The organism is Ruegeria sp. AD11(2025), assembly GCF_056542405.1.
In genome coordinates, this window is record NZ_JBQFZU010000011.1 from 52854 (window position 1) to 69672 (window position 16819).

Annotated in this window: 14 protein-coding genes and 1 tRNA gene; 7 read left to right on the forward strand and 8 right to left on the reverse strand. The window is 58.8% G+C overall.

All coding sequences use genetic code 11. The features are described 5' to 3' along the window. Window positions 1-67 precede the first annotated feature (67 nt). From fdhF to ychF, 5 genes are all read right to left on the reverse strand, one after another. Window positions 68-2851, reverse strand: coding sequence for a formate dehydrogenase subunit alpha (fdhF, locus tag ACR1XY_RS12350; protein WP_480593680.1), 2784 nt, complete (start codon window positions 2849-2851; stop codon window positions 68-70). A 13-nt stretch (window positions 2852-2864) separates the two neighbouring features. Beyond that, complete coding sequence (locus tag ACR1XY_RS12355) at window positions 2865-4568, reverse strand: NAD(P)H-dependent oxidoreductase subunit E (RefSeq protein ID WP_480593681.1); 1704 nt, start codon at window positions 4566-4568, stop codon at window positions 2865-2867. Between the two features lie 85 nt (window positions 4569-4653). Beyond that, window positions 4654-5535, reverse strand: a complete 882-nt coding sequence (locus ACR1XY_RS12360) for a LysR family transcriptional regulator (protein ID WP_480593682.1) — start codon at window positions 5533-5535, stop codon at window positions 4654-4656. Between the two features lie 471 nt (window positions 5536-6006). Continuing rightward, a complete protein-coding gene (locus ACR1XY_RS12365; protein WP_480593683.1) occupies window positions 6007-6255 on the reverse strand; it encodes a hypothetical protein in 249 nt (82 codons plus the stop codon). A gap of 102 nt (window positions 6256-6357) precedes the next feature. Beyond that, complete coding sequence (gene ychF / locus ACR1XY_RS12370; protein WP_480593684.1) at window positions 6358-7455, reverse strand: redox-regulated ATPase YchF; 1098 nt, start codon at window positions 7453-7455, stop codon at window positions 6358-6360. A gap of 199 nt (window positions 7456-7654) precedes the next feature. Between ychF and ACR1XY_RS12375 the strand changes: the two genes are divergently transcribed. The 7 genes from ACR1XY_RS12375 (at window position 7655) to ACR1XY_RS12405 (ending at window position 13531) form a co-directional block, all read left to right on the forward strand. Further along, a complete protein-coding gene (locus ACR1XY_RS12375) occupies window positions 7655-8140 on the forward strand; it encodes an acyloxyacyl hydrolase (RefSeq protein ID WP_480593685.1) in 486 nt (161 codons plus the stop codon). 78 nt (window positions 8141-8218) lie between these two features. Then, window positions 8219-9010: a tryptophan synthase subunit alpha gene (gene trpA / locus ACR1XY_RS12380; RefSeq protein WP_480593686.1), complete on the forward strand. Its 792-nt coding sequence runs from the start codon at window positions 8219-8221 to the stop codon at window positions 9008-9010. Window positions 9011-9147: 137 nt separating this feature from the next. Next, complete coding sequence (locus ACR1XY_RS12385) at window positions 9148-10314, forward strand: alpha-hydroxy acid oxidase (RefSeq protein ID WP_480593687.1); 1167 nt, start codon at window positions 9148-9150, stop codon at window positions 10312-10314. A 122-nt stretch (window positions 10315-10436) separates the two neighbouring features. Next, window positions 10437-11093 (forward strand): 50S ribosomal protein L25/general stress protein Ctc, encoded by a 657-nt coding sequence (locus tag ACR1XY_RS12390; RefSeq protein WP_480593688.1) that lies wholly within the window; start codon window positions 10437-10439, stop codon window positions 11091-11093. A gap of 127 nt (window positions 11094-11220) precedes the next feature. Continuing rightward, window positions 11221-11901, forward strand: coding sequence for an aminoacyl-tRNA hydrolase (gene pth, locus ACR1XY_RS12395; RefSeq protein WP_480593689.1), 681 nt, complete (start codon window positions 11221-11223; stop codon window positions 11899-11901). 82 nt (window positions 11902-11983) lie between these two features. Beyond that, a complete protein-coding gene (locus ACR1XY_RS12400; protein WP_480593690.1) occupies window positions 11984-13147 on the forward strand; it encodes a serine hydrolase domain-containing protein in 1164 nt (387 codons plus the stop codon). Between the two features lie 9 nt (window positions 13148-13156). Next, complete coding sequence (locus tag ACR1XY_RS12405) at window positions 13157-13531, forward strand: DUF2237 family protein (protein ID WP_480593692.1); 375 nt, start codon at window positions 13157-13159, stop codon at window positions 13529-13531. 42 nt (window positions 13532-13573) lie between these two features. On the opposite strand, the gene ACR1XY_RS12410 is transcribed toward ACR1XY_RS12405, so the two are convergent. The 3 genes from ACR1XY_RS12410 to trpB form a co-directional block, all read right to left on the reverse strand. Further along, window positions 13574-14719, reverse strand: a complete 1146-nt coding sequence (locus ACR1XY_RS12410; RefSeq protein WP_480593694.1) for a slipin family protein — start codon at window positions 14717-14719, stop codon at window positions 13574-13576. Between the two features lie 396 nt (window positions 14720-15115). Continuing rightward, window positions 15116-15190, reverse strand: a tRNA-Cys gene (locus ACR1XY_RS12415). Between the two features lie 367 nt (window positions 15191-15557). Further along, a complete protein-coding gene (gene trpB, locus ACR1XY_RS12420; RefSeq protein WP_480593695.1) occupies window positions 15558-16805 on the reverse strand; it encodes a tryptophan synthase subunit beta in 1248 nt (415 codons plus the stop codon). Between the last annotated feature and the right edge of the window lie 14 nt (window positions 16806-16819).

A 16819-nucleotide genomic window follows, 5' to 3' on the forward strand; every position in this document is an offset into this window, starting at 1 on the left:
CACTCTGTCAAGGAAAGAAAAAAGGCGACCCTTGGGGCCGCCTTTCCTGGATTTGTGAGTGTCGGTCTTATTCCGCCGCGACGGCGTCTTCGATCTTTTCGACCCGGATCGCCGAGAACTTGAACTCGGGGATTTTCCCATAGGGATCGATGGCCGAGTTGGTCAGGATATTCGCCGCCGCCTCGACATAGGCGAACGGGATGAACACCATATCCTCGGCAATCGCCCGGTCGGCCCGCGCCATGATCTCAATTGAGCCGCGACGGGTGGTCAGACGGATCATCTCACCCGGTTCGATCCCCATCAGCTTAAGCGTACGCGGGTTCAGCGAGCAGTTCGCCTCGGGCTCCACCGCGTCCAGAACGTTCGACCGGCGGGTCATCGAACCGGTATGCCAGTGTTCCAATTGACGGCCGGTGGTGGCGATCATCGGGTATTCGTCATCCGGTGCTTCATCCGGCGGGATGACGCTGGCCGGGGTAAACCGGGCCCGGCCTTCCGCACGCGGGAAGCCGTCACCGAACACGATCGCCTGCCCCGGGTCTGTCTCGGACAGCGACGGATAGGTGATAGTCTCGGTCTCCAGACGCTCCCATGTGATGTTGTTGAGCGAGTTCATCGTCAACTTCATCTCGGCAAAGACCTGAGACACATCGGTGTAATCCCAGTTCAGACCGATCCGCTGCGCCAGTTCGACCGTGATTTTCCAGTCTTCGCGCGCCGCACCCGGAGGGGTCACGGCCGGACGCACACGCTGTACCTGACGGTTGGTGTTCGACACCGTGCCGTTCTTCTCATAGAGCGCCGAGGCTGGCAGGATGATGTCGGCATAGTTCGCCGTCTCGGTCAGGAAGATGTCCTGCACGATCATCAGGTCCAGCTTGGCCAGCGCCTCTCGGGCGTGGTTCACATCGGGGTCGGACATGGCCGGGTTTTCACCCATTATGTACATGCCCTTGATGTTGCCAGCATAGGCCTGGTCGATGATCTCGGTGACGGTCAGACCTTTCTCGTTCGAGAAGTCGTCCGAGTTCCAGACGTTGTTGAACTTGGCGCGAATGCCATCGTCAGTCACGGTCTGGTAGTCGGGCAGGAACATCGGGATCAGGCCCGCATCGGATGCGCCTTGCACGTTGTTCTGACCACGCAGCGGGTGCAGACCCGCGCCGGGTTTACCAACGTTGCCGGTCATCAACGCAAGGCTGATCAGACAGCGCGAGTTGTCGGTGCCGTGGATGTGCTGGCTGACGCCCATACCCCAGAAGATCAGACCGGCCTTGGCCTGCGCAAAGGTGCGGGCCACGCGGCGCAGCTGATCCGGCTCGATGCCACAGATCGGCGCCATCGCCTCGGGCGTAAACTGGCGCAGGTGCTCTTTCTCTGCCTCCCAGTTCTCGGTCCAGCGGTGGATGTACTGGCTGTCATACAGCTCTTCTTCGACGATCACATTCATGATCGCATTGAGCATCGAGACATCAGCCCCCGGACGGAACTGCAGCATTTCATCGGCGAACTTGCGCATGCCGACGCCGCGCGGGTCCATCACGATCAGCTTGCCGCCGCGCTTGGCGAACTGCTTGAAGTAAGTCGCCGCGACAGGGTGGTTCTCGATCGGGTTGGCACCGATAATGATAACCACATCCGAGTTCTCGACCTCATTGAAGGTCGCGGTCACAGCGCCGGAACCGACGTTCTCGATCAGTGCCGCCACGGACGACGCGTGGCACAGACGGGTGCAGTGGTCGACGTTGTTGTGCTTGAAACCCTGACGGATGAACTTCTGGAACAGGTAGGCTTCTTCGTTGGTGCATTTGGCCGAACCGAAGCCTGCTACGCTGCGCGGGTCTTGGTCGCGCAGGGCCTTCAGCTTGGTGGCCGCCAGATCCATTGCTTCTTCCCATGTCGCTTCGCGGAAATGGGTCGACAGGTTACCCGGATCGACGTTCAAACCTTTCTCGGGCGCATCCTCACGCCGGATCAGCGGCTTGGTCAGACGGTGTGGGTGGTGAATGTAGTCAAAGCCAAACCGGCCTTTGACGCACAGGCGGCCTTCGTTGGCGGGGCCGTTGATGCCCTCGACATATTTGACCTTGCCGTCCTTGACCTTCAGCGAGACCTTACAGCCCACGCCACAGAACGGGCAGACGCTTTCGGTTTCGCTATCGTAGTCCTTGCTGTCGCCCTTCTGTTGGTCGTCCAGCACGGTGGCGGGCATCAAGGCTCCCGTCGGGCAGGCCTGAACGCATTCACCACAGGCCACACAGGTTGAATCGCCCATCGGATCGTTCTGGTCGAACACCACCTGCGCGGTATGGCCACGACCGGCCATGCCGATCACGTCATTCACCTGCACTTCACGGCACGCCCGGACGCAGAGGTTGCAGTTGATGCAGGCGTCCAGATTGACGCGCATCGCAACGTGGCTGTCATCCAGCAGAGGGATTTTCTCGGCCTCTTTCGCCGGGAAACGGCTGTCGCTGACATCGTTCAGCTTGGCCATATCCCAGAAATGGCTGGACTTGTCGTGCGCCTCCTCGGGCTGGTCAGCGACCAGCAGCTCCATGACCATGGCGCGCGATTTCTCGGCGCGCTCCGAGTCAGTCTTCACCACCATACCGTCCGCTGCAGGACGGATGCATGAGGCGACCAGAGTGCGTTCACCTTCCACCTCAACCATACAAGCGCGGCAATTGCCGTCGGGGCGATAACCCGGCTGCGGCTTGTGGCACAGGTGTGGAATGGTGAACCCCTGCCCCTTGGCCGCTTCCCAGATGGTCCAGCCTTCGGGCACGGTGACATCTTCGCCGTTCAGGTTGAAGGTGACGGTCTTGTTTGGGCTTGCATCAAGCATGGCTCTGTCTCCCTCAGATTTCGTCAGCGAAATGTTTCATGACCAGACGGATCGGGTTCGGAGCGGCCTGCCCCAGACCGCAAATCGATGCGTCGCCCATGACTTGACACAAATCCTCCAACAGATCGGTGTCCCACTTGTCGGCCTGCATCAGTTTGACCGCCTTTTCGCAGCCTGCCCGGCAAGGCGTGCACTGGCCACAGCTTTCATCTTCGAAGAACCGCAGCATGTTCAGCGCGGCATCGCGGGCAGTGTCCTGATCGGACAGAACCACAACGGCAGCAGAACCGATGAAAGTACCGTGCGGTTGCAGAGTGTCGAAATCCAGCGGGATGTCATCCATCGACGCAGGCAGCAAGCCTGAGGACGGCCCGCCCGGCTGATAGGCTTTGAAGGTCTGACCTTCGACCATCCCACCAGCGGCTTCGATCACGTCCAGAATGGTCGATCCGGCGGGCAGCAGGTAAACGCCCGGCTTTGCCACCCGGCCCGAGACCGAATAGCTTCGCAGGCCCTTACGGCCATTTTTTTCAGTGCTGTTGAGGCACTCGGGCCCCTCGCGGCAGACTTTGGTGACCCAATAGAGCGTCTCGACATTGTGCACGAGCGTCGGGCGGTTAAAGACCCCAACCTGCGCCACGAACGGAGGACGGTGACGCGGCAGGCCCTTTTTGCCTTCGATCGACTCGATCATCGCGGATTCTTCACCGCAGATATACGCGCCAGCACCCCGGCGCAGATCGATGTAACCCGGCTCAACAATCCCGGCCTGTTCCAGCGCGGCGATCTCACGGCGCAGGATTTCCAGAACGGCCGGGTATTCGTCGCGCATGTAGATAAAGCAGGTTTCCGCCTCGACCGCCCAGGCAGCGATCAGCATCCCTTCGAGGAAGACATGCGGCGTGCGCTCCAGGTAAAAACGGTCCTTGAACGTGCCGGGTTCGCCCTCGTCCCCGTTCACGGCCAAATAGCGCGGGCCCTCGTTCATGCGAACAAAGCCCCATTTCTTGCCGGATGGGAAGCCAGCGCCACCCAAACCACGCAGGCCTGAGGACAGGACGTCTTCCTGCACCTTCTCCCAATCGCCGCTTTCGCGCAGCTCGTTCAGCTTGGCGTAGCCACCGTTTGTCTCATAAGCGGCAAAGGCTTCGTAGCCGGGCAGATGGGCGTGCGTGTCACTGGCAGCAATTGCGGCCTTCACCTTTTCAGGGGTCGCATGATCGATATGGTTGTGACCGATCTCAAGCACCGGAGCGGTGTCGCAGCGGCCCATGCACGGCGCGCGGACAACACGAACCTCAGCCGGGTCCAGACCGTCTTCCAGCGCTTTTTGCAGCTGCTGAGCACCGGCCATTTCACAGGACAGGGAATCACAAACCCGGATGGTCAACGCCGGAGGAGGCGTCTCACCTTCTTTTACCACATCAAAATGGGCGTAGAAGGTCGCGGTTTCGTAAATCTCGGCCTGTCCGATCCGCATCTCAACCGCAAGCGCGGCAATATGGTCGGCGCTGATATGGCCGTGTTCGTCTTGAATCAAATGCAGGAATTCGATCAGCAGGTCGCGACGGCGCGGGCGGTCACCCAGCAGGCGATGAATTTCTGCCTGCGCCTCATCCGTAAACTGACGGCCTTTGGGCGTGTGACGCCCTTTGCCTTTACCTGACTTCCAGACGCCCTTGGGTGCGCCTGATGGCTTGGTGTCTAATGGTGCCATGATGCCCTCCGATTGAGGCTCCGTGTCTCATCAGAATAACATATCGTCAAATCGCTTATTGCAATCGCACGATAACGACAACTTATCACCGCAAAGACGTCACCACCGCCCGCAAAGCCTCAACCGTGGGCAGCTCCGGATCGCGAGACAAAGTTGCCAGACAAATTGGTTTGCTGACCACGGGATTGACCAGTGGCAATACCTTCGTTCCCTTCAAATCGCCCAGCGCGCTGACCAACACGCGCGGGATGACTGTGGCAGCCAACCCCTCGCGTGCCATGACCATCGAGGCAGTGAAACCACTGGTTTCCGCAACAACTTGCGGGTGCAACCCCTGTTCGGCGAAAATCCGATCCAGAATGCGTCGGTTCTGCATTTGCGGCTCCAACAGGCTAAGCGGGAAATCGGCCACCCGCGCCCATGGGATCGGGCCGGTCTCGCTGGTCATGTGAGACGGGATCAACAGTACATAGGTCTCTTGGTACAATGGCTGCACCTGCCGAAGATCGGTGCCGATGCTGTCACCATAGGTGATGCCCGCATCCAAACTGCCCTCATCCAGCCGATGTTGAATCGCTGTGGCCGACATGGTTTCGATTCGCGTAACGATCCGGGGGTGCGCCTGCCGCAATCGTTTGGTCAGGCGGCCAGTGAATGCAGTCGCCGTTGGGATAACGCCCAGAATCAGCGTGCCGGTGATCTCGCCCTTGGCGGCCAGAACCTGTTGTTCCAGCGCCTTGGTTTCGTCGAGGATCCGCCGCGCACGCTGGACGATCATCTCGCCCTCTTCGGTCAGGCCCTGAAATCGGTTGGCACGACGAACAATGGAAACACCCAACCGGTCCTCAAGATTGCGGATGCGCATCGAGAACGCAGGCTGCGAAATCCCGCATTCCTCGGCCGCCTTGGCAAAATGCTGATGCCGCGCCAGGGCGCTGAGGAGTTGGAGGTCGCGGATTTCGATCATTTGGGGTCTTCTCGGTTGGCGGATCAAAATCCATACTAACGGGGTTTTCTATGCGTAGAAATGTGTTGACTGAATGGAATTTCGAAGCCGCACGAACACTCGGCATACTGCGTCAGAAAGTAAATGGCAGGAGAATGTAACCCAGATTCAAAGTCGTAGTTAGTGCTAAGACGACTTTTAGCGAATGTCGTTTTGGTGCGCAGGAACTTTTTGTAAGTCGATCGCCAAGGAACTGACCCATTTGCACACTTGGCCGTCACGTGTAGCGATGATCCGATCTTCAACGTGGCTCGCTTCCCAAACAGCAACGCATTCCAGCCCAAGGCACTCGCTCAAAAGCGCTGGTCGCTCCCCGCCTTGCTCTGCAAAGTCAGAATGACAAAGCGAAAGGACCCCAGATGTTTTGTCCTGTTTGAAGCGAAGGTCCTCCCTGATGACATCGCCACGAGGTTCAACCCGGCCGACTTTCAGTCAATAACCTCTGCTAATAACATCACGATAGACAAAAGATTTGAACAGTACCGGTAGTTCAATCAGATCCTCGATTTTCGGCCGCTCTGAATAGTAGCCTTCGAGAACCGCAACGAAATACTCTTCCCCCAATTGCCCATAAGCCCAACAGCATTCACCTAACGGAATCTCAACCAGCGCCCCGACTTGCCAGCGTTGCCGTTTTGACGGTTGGTTTCTTTTAGCCTGCATAAAATTGTTTACGCCCATGCTCCGTGCATCTCACATCAAACGCCTGCTCTCAATCTCAAAACGAGGCATCCAGTCGCCTTATGTCGAGCGTGCAGAATGCCAGGCCGAAACTGTCGCCGTTCAGGTGTTGAACAAGAAGTGCATGACATCGCCATCCTTGACGATGTAGCCCTTGCCTTCGGCTCTCATCTTGCCCGCCTCTTTTGCACCCTGCTCGCCATTGGCAGAAACATAATCGTCGTAGGCGATGGTCTCGGCGCGGATGAAGCCTTTTTCGAAGTCACCGTGGATCACGCCAGCGGCCTGCGGCGCGGCGGTGCCGGTGCGGATGGTCCAGGCGCGGGCCTCTTTCGGGCCAACCGTGAAATAGGTTTCCAGCTTGAGCAGGTCATAACCGGCGCGGATCAGGCGATCGAGGCCCGGTTCTTCAAGGCCCATTTCCTCTAGGAACATCTGGGCTTCATCGTCTTCCAGCAGGCTGATCTCTTCTTCGATCTTGGCGCTGATGATGACATGGGCGTTGCCCTGCGCGGCGGCCATTTCGGCAACTTTGGCTGAGTATTCGTTGCCCTCGGCGGCCTCTTCCTCAGACACGTTACAGACGTAGAGCACAGGTTTGGTCGTCAACAGTTGCAGCATCTTCCAGGCCTTGGCGTCCTCGTCCGAAACCTCGACCAGACGTGCAGGCTTGCCGCTTTCCAGCATCTCCTGCGCGGCGGACAACAGGCGGTCCTGCTGTTGCGCTTCCTTATCGTTGCCCTTCAGCTTACGCACCAGATTGGCACGGCGCTTTTCGATGCTTTCCAGATCGGCCAGCATCAGTTCGGTCTCGATGGTGTCGGCATCAGCCACCGGGTCAACACGGCCATCCACATGGGTCACGTCACCATCTTCGAAACAGCGCAGTACATGGGCGATGGCGTCGGTTTCACGAATGTTGGCCAGAAACTGATTGCCCAGCCCTTCACCCTTCGAGGCCCCCTTCACCAGACCCGCGATATCCACGAAGGTCATCCGCGTGGGGATGATCTGTTTTGAGCTCGCAATCGCCGCCAGTTTATCCAGACGGTCATCAGGCACAGCAACGTCACCGACGTTGGGCTCAATCGTGCAGAACGGGAAATTTGCCGCCTGAGCGGCTGCGGTTTTGGTCAGCGCATTGAAGAGTGTCGACTTGCCCACATTCGGCAAACCCACGATTCCCATTTTAAAGCCCATGACAGTCTCCTGAAGCCATTCGAGGGGTGCTTCTATGCAGGTCCGGGTCGATGCGCAAGCCGGACTGCAAGCAACCCGGCCAAGTCCAATCTGCAACATCACGAAAATGTTCACTACCCAGCAGCTTGCCGGGGTTCGAAATCGCACTCTAAGATCGTCGTATAGAACGTTATGAACAAACAAATAGTGAATGGTAGGCATGAAGAAAATTATCGTAACTCTTGCGCTGCTGCTGGCCGCCCAGATGGCGCAAGCACAATCCCTTGTATTTGGCGCCGGGTTCTCAGATTTTTCCGACAGCGAAGCAGATGACGAAGCGGTATTCGCGCTTGAATATCATCACCGCCCGTTTCACGAAGCCACCCGCTTTTCCGCAAACTGGGGCGGCGCCCTGACAGTGGATACCGCAAGCAATGTCCATATCGGCATCGGACTAATCGGCTTCTACACCTTTGCCGACCGCTGGTTCATCGAAGGTAGTGTCATGCCGGGGTACTTTTCCCATAGCGATGACCTGAACGATCTTGGCGGAGAATTCCAGATCCGCAGCCTGCTAGGCCTCGGGTACACTCTGGACAATGGCAACAAGGTGTCCTTTGCAATCACCCACAAATCCAACGCCAGCACGAATAACGAAAACCCCGGCGTCAACTCGGGCCTGCTGCGATACCACTACCAGTTCTGAGGCAATCTGACCCGGCGGGATTGATTTCCGGGCAAAGTTTCTGCACATCAGGTTCAACTCTGAATGCAAGGACTGCAGATGACCCGTATTGACGCTAAGTTCGCCGCCTTGAAGGCCGAGGGAAAAAAGGCCTTTGTCGCATATATCATGGCAGGCGACCCCGATTTCGACACCTCGCTTGAGGTTGTGAAAGGCCTGCCCGGCGCTGGTGTCGACGTGATCGAACTGGGGCTGCCCTTTACTGATCCCATGGCGGACGGCCCGACCATTCAGGCTGCTGGTCAACGGGCGCTGGAAGGGGGCATGACCCTGCAGCGCACTCTGGACCTGGCGCGTGCGTTCCGCGAAACCGACGACACGACACCCATTGTTCTGATGGGCTATTACAACCCGATCTACAGCCGAGGCGTTGATAAGTTTCTAGTCGATGCGCAAGCCGCTGGCATCGACGGGCTGATCGTGGTGGACCTGCCGCCAGAAGAAGACGAAGAGCTTTGCCTGCCCGCGCAGGCGGCGGGGCTGAACTTCATCCGGCTGGCGACCCCTACAACCGACGACAAACGCCTGCCCCGCGTGCTTCAGAACACCTCGGGCTTTGTATATTACGTGTCGATCACCGGCATTACCGGCGCGGCCGAGGCTCAGGCCACGAATGTCGGCCCAGAAGTGGCGCGGATCAAATCCGCTACCGATCTGCCCGTGATCGTAGGCTTTGGCATCAACACGCCCGAGAAATCCAAGGCCATCGCCAGCGTCGCCGATGGTGCTGTGGTCGGCTCGGCCATTGTCAGCCAGATCGCGGCAGGCAAACCCGTGGCCGAAGTTCTGGATTTTGTGAAGACCCTTGCCGACGGCGCGCATTCCGCCTGATCGATTGGCATCGAACCCTTTCAACAGACCGCAGCAAGCAACTGGCCTGCTGCGGTTTTTTTCTTGTCTTCAGACAATTGCGCCATGCCGGATGCCTCAGTAGAAATATGTAAACACTCAACCAAAGGCGCGGTCCCATGCCCGTAATCACCACCATCGAAGACCTGCGGCGCATCTATGAACGCCGTGTGCCGCGGATGTTCTACGACTATGCCGAAAGCGGCAGCTGGACCGAGCAGACCTTCCGCGACAACAGCTCGGATTTCTCGGATATCCGCCTGCGACAGCGGGTTGCAGTGGACATGGCCGGACGCTCGACCGCCTCGCAGATGATTGGAGAGGACGTCGCGATGCCCGTCGCACTGGCCCCGGTCGGGCTGACGGGCATGCAACATGCGGATGGCGAGATGAAGGCCGCCAAAGCTGCCGAAGAATTTGGCGTGCCATTTACCCTGTCCACCATGTCGATCAACTCAATCGAGGATGTGGCCGAGCACACGACGAAACCTTTCTGGTTTCAGCTTTATACGATGAAGGATCAGGACTATGTCAGCCGCCTGATCCAACGCGCCAAGGATGCGAAATGCTCGGCTTTGGTGATCACGCTGGACCTGCAGATTCTGGGCCAGCGCCACAAGGACTTGAAAAACGGCTTGTCCGCACCGCCGAAACTGACGGCCAAAACCATCGCGAACCTGATGACAAAATGGTCATGGGGCATCGAGATACTGGGCGCAAAGCGGCGCGAGTTCGGCAATATCGTCGGTCACGTCGAGGGTATCTCGGATGCCTCCTCCCTCGGCGCATGGACGGCCGAGCAATTCGACCCCAGCCTCGACTGGAGCAAGGTCGAAAAGCTGATGGAGCAATGGGGCGGCAAGGTCATCCTCAAAGGCATTCTGGACGCCGACGACGCCAGGATGGCTGCTAAACTTGGCGCTGATGCCATCGTTGTGTCTAACCACGGCGGACGGCAGTTGGATGGCGCACTCAGTTCCATCCGTATGCTGCCACAAATCATGGACGCGGTCGGCGATGATATCGAGGTCCATCTGGACAGTGGCATCCGCTCTGGTCAGGACGTCCTCAAGGCCTTGGCTCTGGGGGCCAAGGGCACCTATATTGGTCGCGCTTTTGTCTATGGGCTGGGCGCGATGGGGCAGAAAGGCGTGACAACTGCGCTGGACGTCATCCACAAGGAACTGGATACTACTTTGGCGCTGTGCGGCGAACGCAACGTTGGCGATCTGGGGCGGCACAACCTGCTGATCCCCGAAGACTTCGGCGGTCGCTGGCAGGACTGACTTGAACCTAAAAGCGAAAGCTCAAAAAGCCCTTTCCAAATCAAGTGAATCAAGCTAAGGACGCGGCTTCACGCGGGCATACAGCCTTGGAGGATGCCCGCCCTAACATTTGGAGAATTATCATGGCTGGAGAGATTCCTGATCTCGTAGCTCTGGAACGGACGGGGACAGGCAAGGGCGCCGCTCGTCAAGCACGCCGCGACGGCATGGTTCCGGGCATTGTTTTTGGTGGCGATAAAGAGCCGCTGCCGATTCAGATCCCGTTCAACGTCCTGTTCAAGCGCCTGAAAGCAGGCCGGTTCAAGTCGACCCTGTGGAACCTGAAAGTTGAAGGCCACGAAGACGTCCGCGTCATCTGCCGTGACGTTCAGCGTGACGTCGTCAAGGACCTGCCGACCCACCTGGACCTGATGCGCCTGCGTCGGACCACCAAGATCGCGCTGTTCATCCCGGTTGAGTTTATCAACGAAGAAGCAGCCCCTGGCATCAAGAAGGGCGGCGTTCTGACTGTTGTCCGACCGGAAGTCGAACTGCTGTGCACCGCCGGCGACATCCCTGAGAAGATCACCGTTGATCTGACCGGTATGGAGATCAACGACGTTGTGACCATTTCCTCCGTTGACCTGCCCGCAGGCACCAAGCCGACCATCGACCGTGACTTCGTGATCGCGAATGTCTCGGCACCGACCGGCCTGTCGTCCAGCGACGATGAAGAAGAAGGCGAAGAAGTGGCTGCAGACGAAGTAGAAGTCGTCGGTCAGGAAGAAACAGAAGAATAAGTCCGGACCCAACATTCCGGATTATGAAACGGGGCCTTTACCGGGCCCCGTTTTCTTTTGGCCCTTGGGCTGGAAAACAGATGGCATTCCGTGCCATCAACCACGTGCATCGCACAAGGACGAGACTATGAAACTGTTTGTCGGATTGGGGAACCCGGGGTCGAAATACGCCCGCAACCGGCACAATATCGGCTTTATGGCCGTGGACCGGATCGCCGAAGATCACGGTTTTGGTCCGTGGAAGTCCAAATTTCAGGCTGAGACCGCCGAGGGGCGTTTGGGCCGCAAAAAGGTGCTGCTGATCAAGCCGCAAACTTTCATGAACCGGTCTGGTCAGTCGGTAGGCGAGGCGATGCGGTTCTACAAGCTGGACTCGACTGACGTGACCATCTTTCACGACGAGTTGGACCTTGCCCCTGGTAAGGTGCGCGTCAAGGCGGGCGGTGGACATGCCGGGCATAACGGGCTGCGCTCGATCCACGAACATATCAGCCCGGCCTATGACCGGGTCAGGCTGGGGATCGGGCATCCGGGGCGGAAAGAGCTGGTCTCTCCATATGTCCTGAGCGATTTCGCCAAGGCCGATGCCGACTGGCTGGACGACGTGCTGCGTGGAGTGTCTGACGGCGCTGGATATCTGGCTGATGAGGAAAGCGGCAAGTTCATGAACGCAGTTGCCCTGCGCACCGCGCCGCCGCGGTCTTCGAAATCTCCGGCCAAAACACCAAAATCGGACGCCACCCACGCGCCGGAACCCGAGGTCGACGAACGCTCGGCCATGCAAAAGCTGCTGGACAAGTTCAAATAGGGCTGTTGACCTTGCCGCAACGTCCCAATTGCGGAACCACATCGGGCGGGTTCCAATGCCGCAGGAATGAGGGAGGCGAAAGATGAAGGCTCTGTTCAAGTGGGTGCTGCGCATCCTGCTGATGTTGGTGCTGGCTGCAGTTGTTGTCGGGGTCTGGAAACGCGAAGAGATTCAACGGCTGATGGCCGTGAATTCTCTGTTTTCCGAAGAAAAAATCGTCCACAATTTCTCTCATATGGATGAGGCTTTTCTGACGGTCGATCTGCCGCGCGGCGATGGCCAGACATGGGAGCTGCCCTATGGCCCCGGCTTTGACCTGCCCGACGGCACTGACCAATGGATCGAGGATCGCGCCGTGACCTCTTTGCTGGTGATGCAGGACGGGCAGATCCGGTTCGAAGAATACTATCTGGGCACGTCTCCCGAGGATCGGCGAATTTCATGGTCGGTTGCCAAGAGCTACCTTTCGGCGTTGTTCGGCGTCCTACTGGCCGAAGGGGCTATCGAGTCGCTGGACGACCCGGTCGTGAAATACGCGCCAAAACTGGCGGGCTCTGCCTATGACGGTGCGACGATCCGGAACGTACTGAACATGGCCAGCGGCGTTACCTTTGATGAAGACTACTTTGACTACAATTCCGACATCAACCGAATGGGCCGGATCATAGCATTGGGCGGTGAACTGGATGATTTCGCGGCTTCACTACAAGACGGTTTCGCACCCCCGGGTGAGACTTGGCAATATGTGTCGATCGATACCCACGTGCTGGGTATGGTGATCCGCGGCGCAACCGGGCGCAATGTGCCCGAGCTGATGACCGAAAAGATCATACAACCGCTGCAGCTGGAACGGGACGGGTATTACATCACCGACGGGGCGGGCGTTGCCTTTGTGCTGGCTGGGTTGAACTTTACCACGCGGGATTTTGCGCGCTTTGGGCAGATGATCCTGCAGAACGGCACGCATGACGGACAACAGCTTGTTCCGGCTGAATGGATTCGCGAGTCAACCTGGCCCAGCGCCCCGACACAGGCGGGTGAAACCGGGTATGGCTATCAATGGTGGATTCCCAAAGGTGCACATGAGGGTGAGTTCTTTGCGCGTGGAATCTACGGACAATACATCTATTTTGATCAATCCCGCGACGTGCTGATTGTGTCCACCGGAGCAGACCGGAAATTCCGCGATCCGGGCGTCAGCGACCAGAATATAGAAATGTTCCGCAAGATCGCGCAAAGCCTGTAAGGTGGATCCATGCAAAAACAGGACAGTATCAACGTTTTGGGAGGTGTGCTTGCCCCGTGTTCCCGTGATCCACTGACCGGATTCTTTCGCGATGGGGCCTGCAACACCTGCCCCGAGGATCAGGGCAGCCACACGGTTTGCGCGGTAATGACGGCCGAGTTTCTCGCGTTCTCCAAGTATGTCGGAAACGATCTGAGCACCCCGCGCCCCGAGTTCAACTTTGCCGGCCTGAAACCGGGTGACAGCTGGTGTCTGTGCGCCGGGCGTTTTCTGCAGGCCCATGACGAAGGCTGCGCGCCAAAGGTACATCTTGAAGCCACACACCAGCGCGCGCTCGACGTGGTGCCACTGCGGCTGCTGACCGAACACGCGGTTGCGGAATAGCCAGACCGGCCCAGGACATCCCGGACCGGCCCTTATTCGGGATCACTCCCGCAGTTTGACAAGGTCGGACATCAGCCCTTCGGTCCCGTTGTAGACCGTCAGCCGTTCGACCTTCCCGGCGATGGTTTCCAGCGCCTCCAGCTCTTTCAGCCGCAGCATCACCGGGTTTTCCGCCATCACCTTCGCGGTGTTCAGCAGGGACCGCGTGGCGTTGGTTTCTTCCCGCCGCCGGATGACGTTGGCCTCGGCCTGTTTCTCGGCAGCGACCACGGCGGTCAGGATTTCCCGCATCTCACCGGGCAGGATGACGTCTTTCAACGCGATTTCACCGACTTCGATACCGATCCCGGCCATTTGTGTCCGCACCCGATCCGCGGCCTCGGTGTCGACAGTCACCTTCTCGGCCAGCAGCCGGTCCAGTGTCATCGCCCCCAAAGTCTTCCGAAACGCCAGTTGCAGCGCCCGGTGCAGGGCCTGATCGAAGTCCTTGACCGCCCCCACCGCCTTTACCGAATCAATGACCCGGTAATCAGCGCTGAGGTTGACCCGGATGGTCACCCGGTCCTTGGTCAGGATCTCCTGCCCTGTCACCTCATGGGTCCGTTGCCGCAGGTCGATCTGTTTGACCTCCACGTTCCGCCCGACTTTCCAGAAGGCATGCGCACCGGGGGCCAGCTGATCCACCAGTACCCCGTCAACCGTCAGCAGCCCGGTATGCCCTTCGGCCACCTCAACCTGCGTCAGGTTCAGCCGCAGCCCGGCCCGAACCAGCCGCTGCGCCGTCGCTTTGGGCACAACCATGGTGTCGGTCAACGCGTGATGCTCGATCTTCCACGGCCCTGCGGCCTTCCATACAAGCACCCGTGCTTCGGGGTTCAGCACCCGAACAGCCACCCCATCCCGCAGCAGAACCAGAACTTCGTCAGGTTCGGCCCGGAACTCGGTCAGATGCTTGGCGGCCAGCTCGGGCCGGTTCTGCATCAGCGCCCGCTCATAGGGCGACACGAAAAAGAGCTTTTCCAGATCGTGCAGCTCGGTCAGCACATCCTTGCGCGGCAGCCGGTGTTTCCCGGGGCCGAGGATTGCATCGAACACCCCGTTGCGCAGGACCAGCATCCGCTGGGTCTCGGTCAGGGTCAGCCGTTGGTGACCGGTCAGCCGGTCGATCAGATCTTGGAACAGTGTCATGTCATTTCTCCTTTTCGTCTCGCTCTATCGTCGTCGCAATTGCGAACTCCTTTTCATGTTTTCAGTGGGATGCACCCCGAACGGGTGACAGGTGTGAAGCCTTCGGACGAAAGCGGGAAAGATCCGGACATCCCCCGCGCCATACCCCTGCGCGGGAGGATCAGAGAGAGGGGCGCGGGACCCATGCGCCGCGTGACCCATAGGCCAAGCGGGGCACCGATCCGGCGGTACCGTCATCTGCCCTCCGGCCCAAGGCCAGAGCAGCGAAGACCCCTGCCCCGCCCGGCCAAAGCCTGACGCTGCGCGGTGCCGCCCCTGCTGGGGAACACCCGGACCCATATGTTTTGGACCGTTTTCACGGGCCGGCGTGGAAGGCCGGTGCTGACTGAACAGCTTTTCAAATGACGGGATTCGAACCCGTTACACATCGATTTGCAGTCGATTGCTCTCACCAGAATGAGCTACATTTGGAGCTTTGGAAGGAATTGAACCTTCGCCTACAGATGGGAAACCTGTCGCTCTATCCAACTGAGCTACAAAGCGTGTACCAATCCCCGGTTTCGGCCCTGGCATACGGTTTCGGCAGCGCCGTCCGCACCGGGAGAGTGATCACCTCTGCCCGCTAGGGTCCGGCCCGTTGCGACCGGTAACGGCGGGTTTAGGCGAAAGGTCTGGATTCGCTCAATAATTTTCTGGGGGTCAAAATCGCACCTGTGGCGGGCGCGCAACAAAATTACCCATCTGCGCAATATTCGAAAAGGTAGCGCGACAAAAACAAAGCGGCGCACCCGTCAAAGGTGCGCCGCTCTTGTCACAAATTTCAAATTTTACCACCTGGTCAATCGGCGCTGCGGCCTTCGGTATCCGACATGTCGAAGTTAAGATACTTGGCCACGGTCTGCACGTCCTTGTCGCCACGACCGCACATGTTCATGCAGATCAGGTGATCCTTGGGCAGTTCGGGGGCGATTTTCATTACATGGGCCAGCGCGTGGGAGGGCTCAAGCGCCGGGATGATGCCTTCGGTCGCGCAGCACAGCTGGAACGCCTCCAGCGCTTCTTTGTCGGTGATCGAGACATAGTTGGCGCGGCCAATTTCGTGCAGCCACGAGTGTTCGGGACCGATACCCGGATAATCCAGACCGGCTGAGATCGAATAGCCTTCCAGAATCTGCCCGTCATCGTCCTGCAGCAGATATGTGCGGTTGCCGTGCAATACGCCCGGACGCCCACCGGTCAATGAGGCGCAATGCTCCATCTTTTCGTTCACGCCCTTGCCACCGGCCTCAACACCGATGATGTTGACGTCCTTGTCGTCGAGGAACGGGTAGAACAAGCCCATCGCGTTCGAGCCGCCACCGATTGCAGCAATGATCGTGTCAGGCAGACGGCCTTCGGCCTTCATCATCTGCTCTTTGGCTTCCTTGCCGATAATCGACTGGAAATCGCGCACCATCGCCGGATAGGGGTGCGGCCCCGCCACGGTGCCGATGCAATAAAAGGTGTCGCGCACATTGGTCACCCAGTCACGCAGCGCGTCGTTCATCGCGTCTTTCAGCGTGCCGCGGCCAGAGGTCACCGGAATCACCTCGGCCCCCAGCAGGCGCATACGAAACACGTTCGGGGCCTGACGCTGCACGTCATGCGCGCCCATATAGACCACGCACTTCAGGCCAAACTTGGCGCAGACGGTGGCAGTGGCCACGCCGTGCTGACCGGCTCCGGTTTCAGCAATGATCCGGGTCTTGCCCATGCGCCGCGCCAGAATGATCTGGCCCAGCACGTTGTTAATCTTGTGAGCGCCGGTGTGGTTAAGCTCGTCGCGTTTCAGGTAGATCTTAGCACCGCCCAGATGCTCAGTCAGACGTTCCGCGTAATACAGTGGCGAGGGGCGGCCCACGTAGTTCGCCCACAGATCGTCCATCTCGGCCCAGAAGGTGGGATCGTCCTTGGCCTTCTCATACTCCTCCTCCAGCGACAGGATCAGGGGCATCAGCGTTTCGCTGACGAACCGCCCGCCGAAGATGCCAAAGCGGCCCTGTTCATCGGGGCCGGACATGAAGGAATTGAAAAGATCGTTGGCCATGGGTTTCTCCATCG

Excerpts from the sequence above, each read along its gene's own strand:
- ACR1XY_RS12365 (WP_480593683.1), bottom strand. The coding sequence starts at position 6,255 with ATGGGCGTAAACAATTTTATGCAGGCTAAAAGAAACCAACCGTCAAAA.
- trpB (WP_480593695.1), bottom strand. The coding sequence starts at position 16,805 with ATGGCCAACGATCTTTTCAATTCCTTCATGTCCGGCCCCGATGAACAG.
- ACR1XY_RS12355 (WP_480593681.1), bottom strand. The coding sequence starts at position 4,568 with ATGGCACCATTAGACACCAAGCCATCAGGCGCACCCAAGGGCGTCTGG.
- ACR1XY_RS12405 (WP_480593692.1), top strand. The coding sequence starts at position 13,157 with ATGCAAAAACAGGACAGTATCAACGTTTTGGGAGGTGTGCTTGCCCCG.
- ACR1XY_RS12375 (WP_480593685.1), top strand. The coding sequence starts at position 7,655 with ATGAAGAAAATTATCGTAACTCTTGCGCTGCTGCTGGCCGCCCAGATG.
- ACR1XY_RS12400 (WP_480593690.1), top strand. The coding sequence starts at position 11,984 with ATGAAGGCTCTGTTCAAGTGGGTGCTGCGCATCCTGCTGATGTTGGTG.
- ACR1XY_RS12385 (WP_480593687.1), top strand. The coding sequence starts at position 9,148 with ATGCCCGTAATCACCACCATCGAAGACCTGCGGCGCATCTATGAACGC.
- ACR1XY_RS12390 (WP_480593688.1), top strand. The coding sequence starts at position 10,437 with ATGGCTGGAGAGATTCCTGATCTCGTAGCTCTGGAACGGACGGGGACA.
- pth (WP_480593689.1), top strand. The coding sequence starts at position 11,221 with ATGAAACTGTTTGTCGGATTGGGGAACCCGGGGTCGAAATACGCCCGC.
- fdhF (WP_480593680.1), bottom strand. The coding sequence starts at position 2,851 with ATGCTTGATGCAAGCCCAAACAAGACCGTCACCTTCAACCTGAACGGC.
- trpA (WP_480593686.1), top strand. The coding sequence starts at position 8,219 with ATGACCCGTATTGACGCTAAGTTCGCCGCCTTGAAGGCCGAGGGAAAA.
- ACR1XY_RS12360 (WP_480593682.1), bottom strand. The coding sequence starts at position 5,535 with ATGATCGAAATCCGCGACCTCCAACTCCTCAGCGCCCTGGCGCGGCAT.
- ACR1XY_RS12410 (WP_480593694.1), bottom strand. The coding sequence starts at position 14,719 with ATGACACTGTTCCAAGATCTGATCGACCGGCTGACCGGTCACCAACGG.
- ychF (WP_480593684.1), bottom strand. The coding sequence starts at position 7,455 with ATGGGCTTTAAAATGGGAATCGTGGGTTTGCCGAATGTGGGCAAGTCG.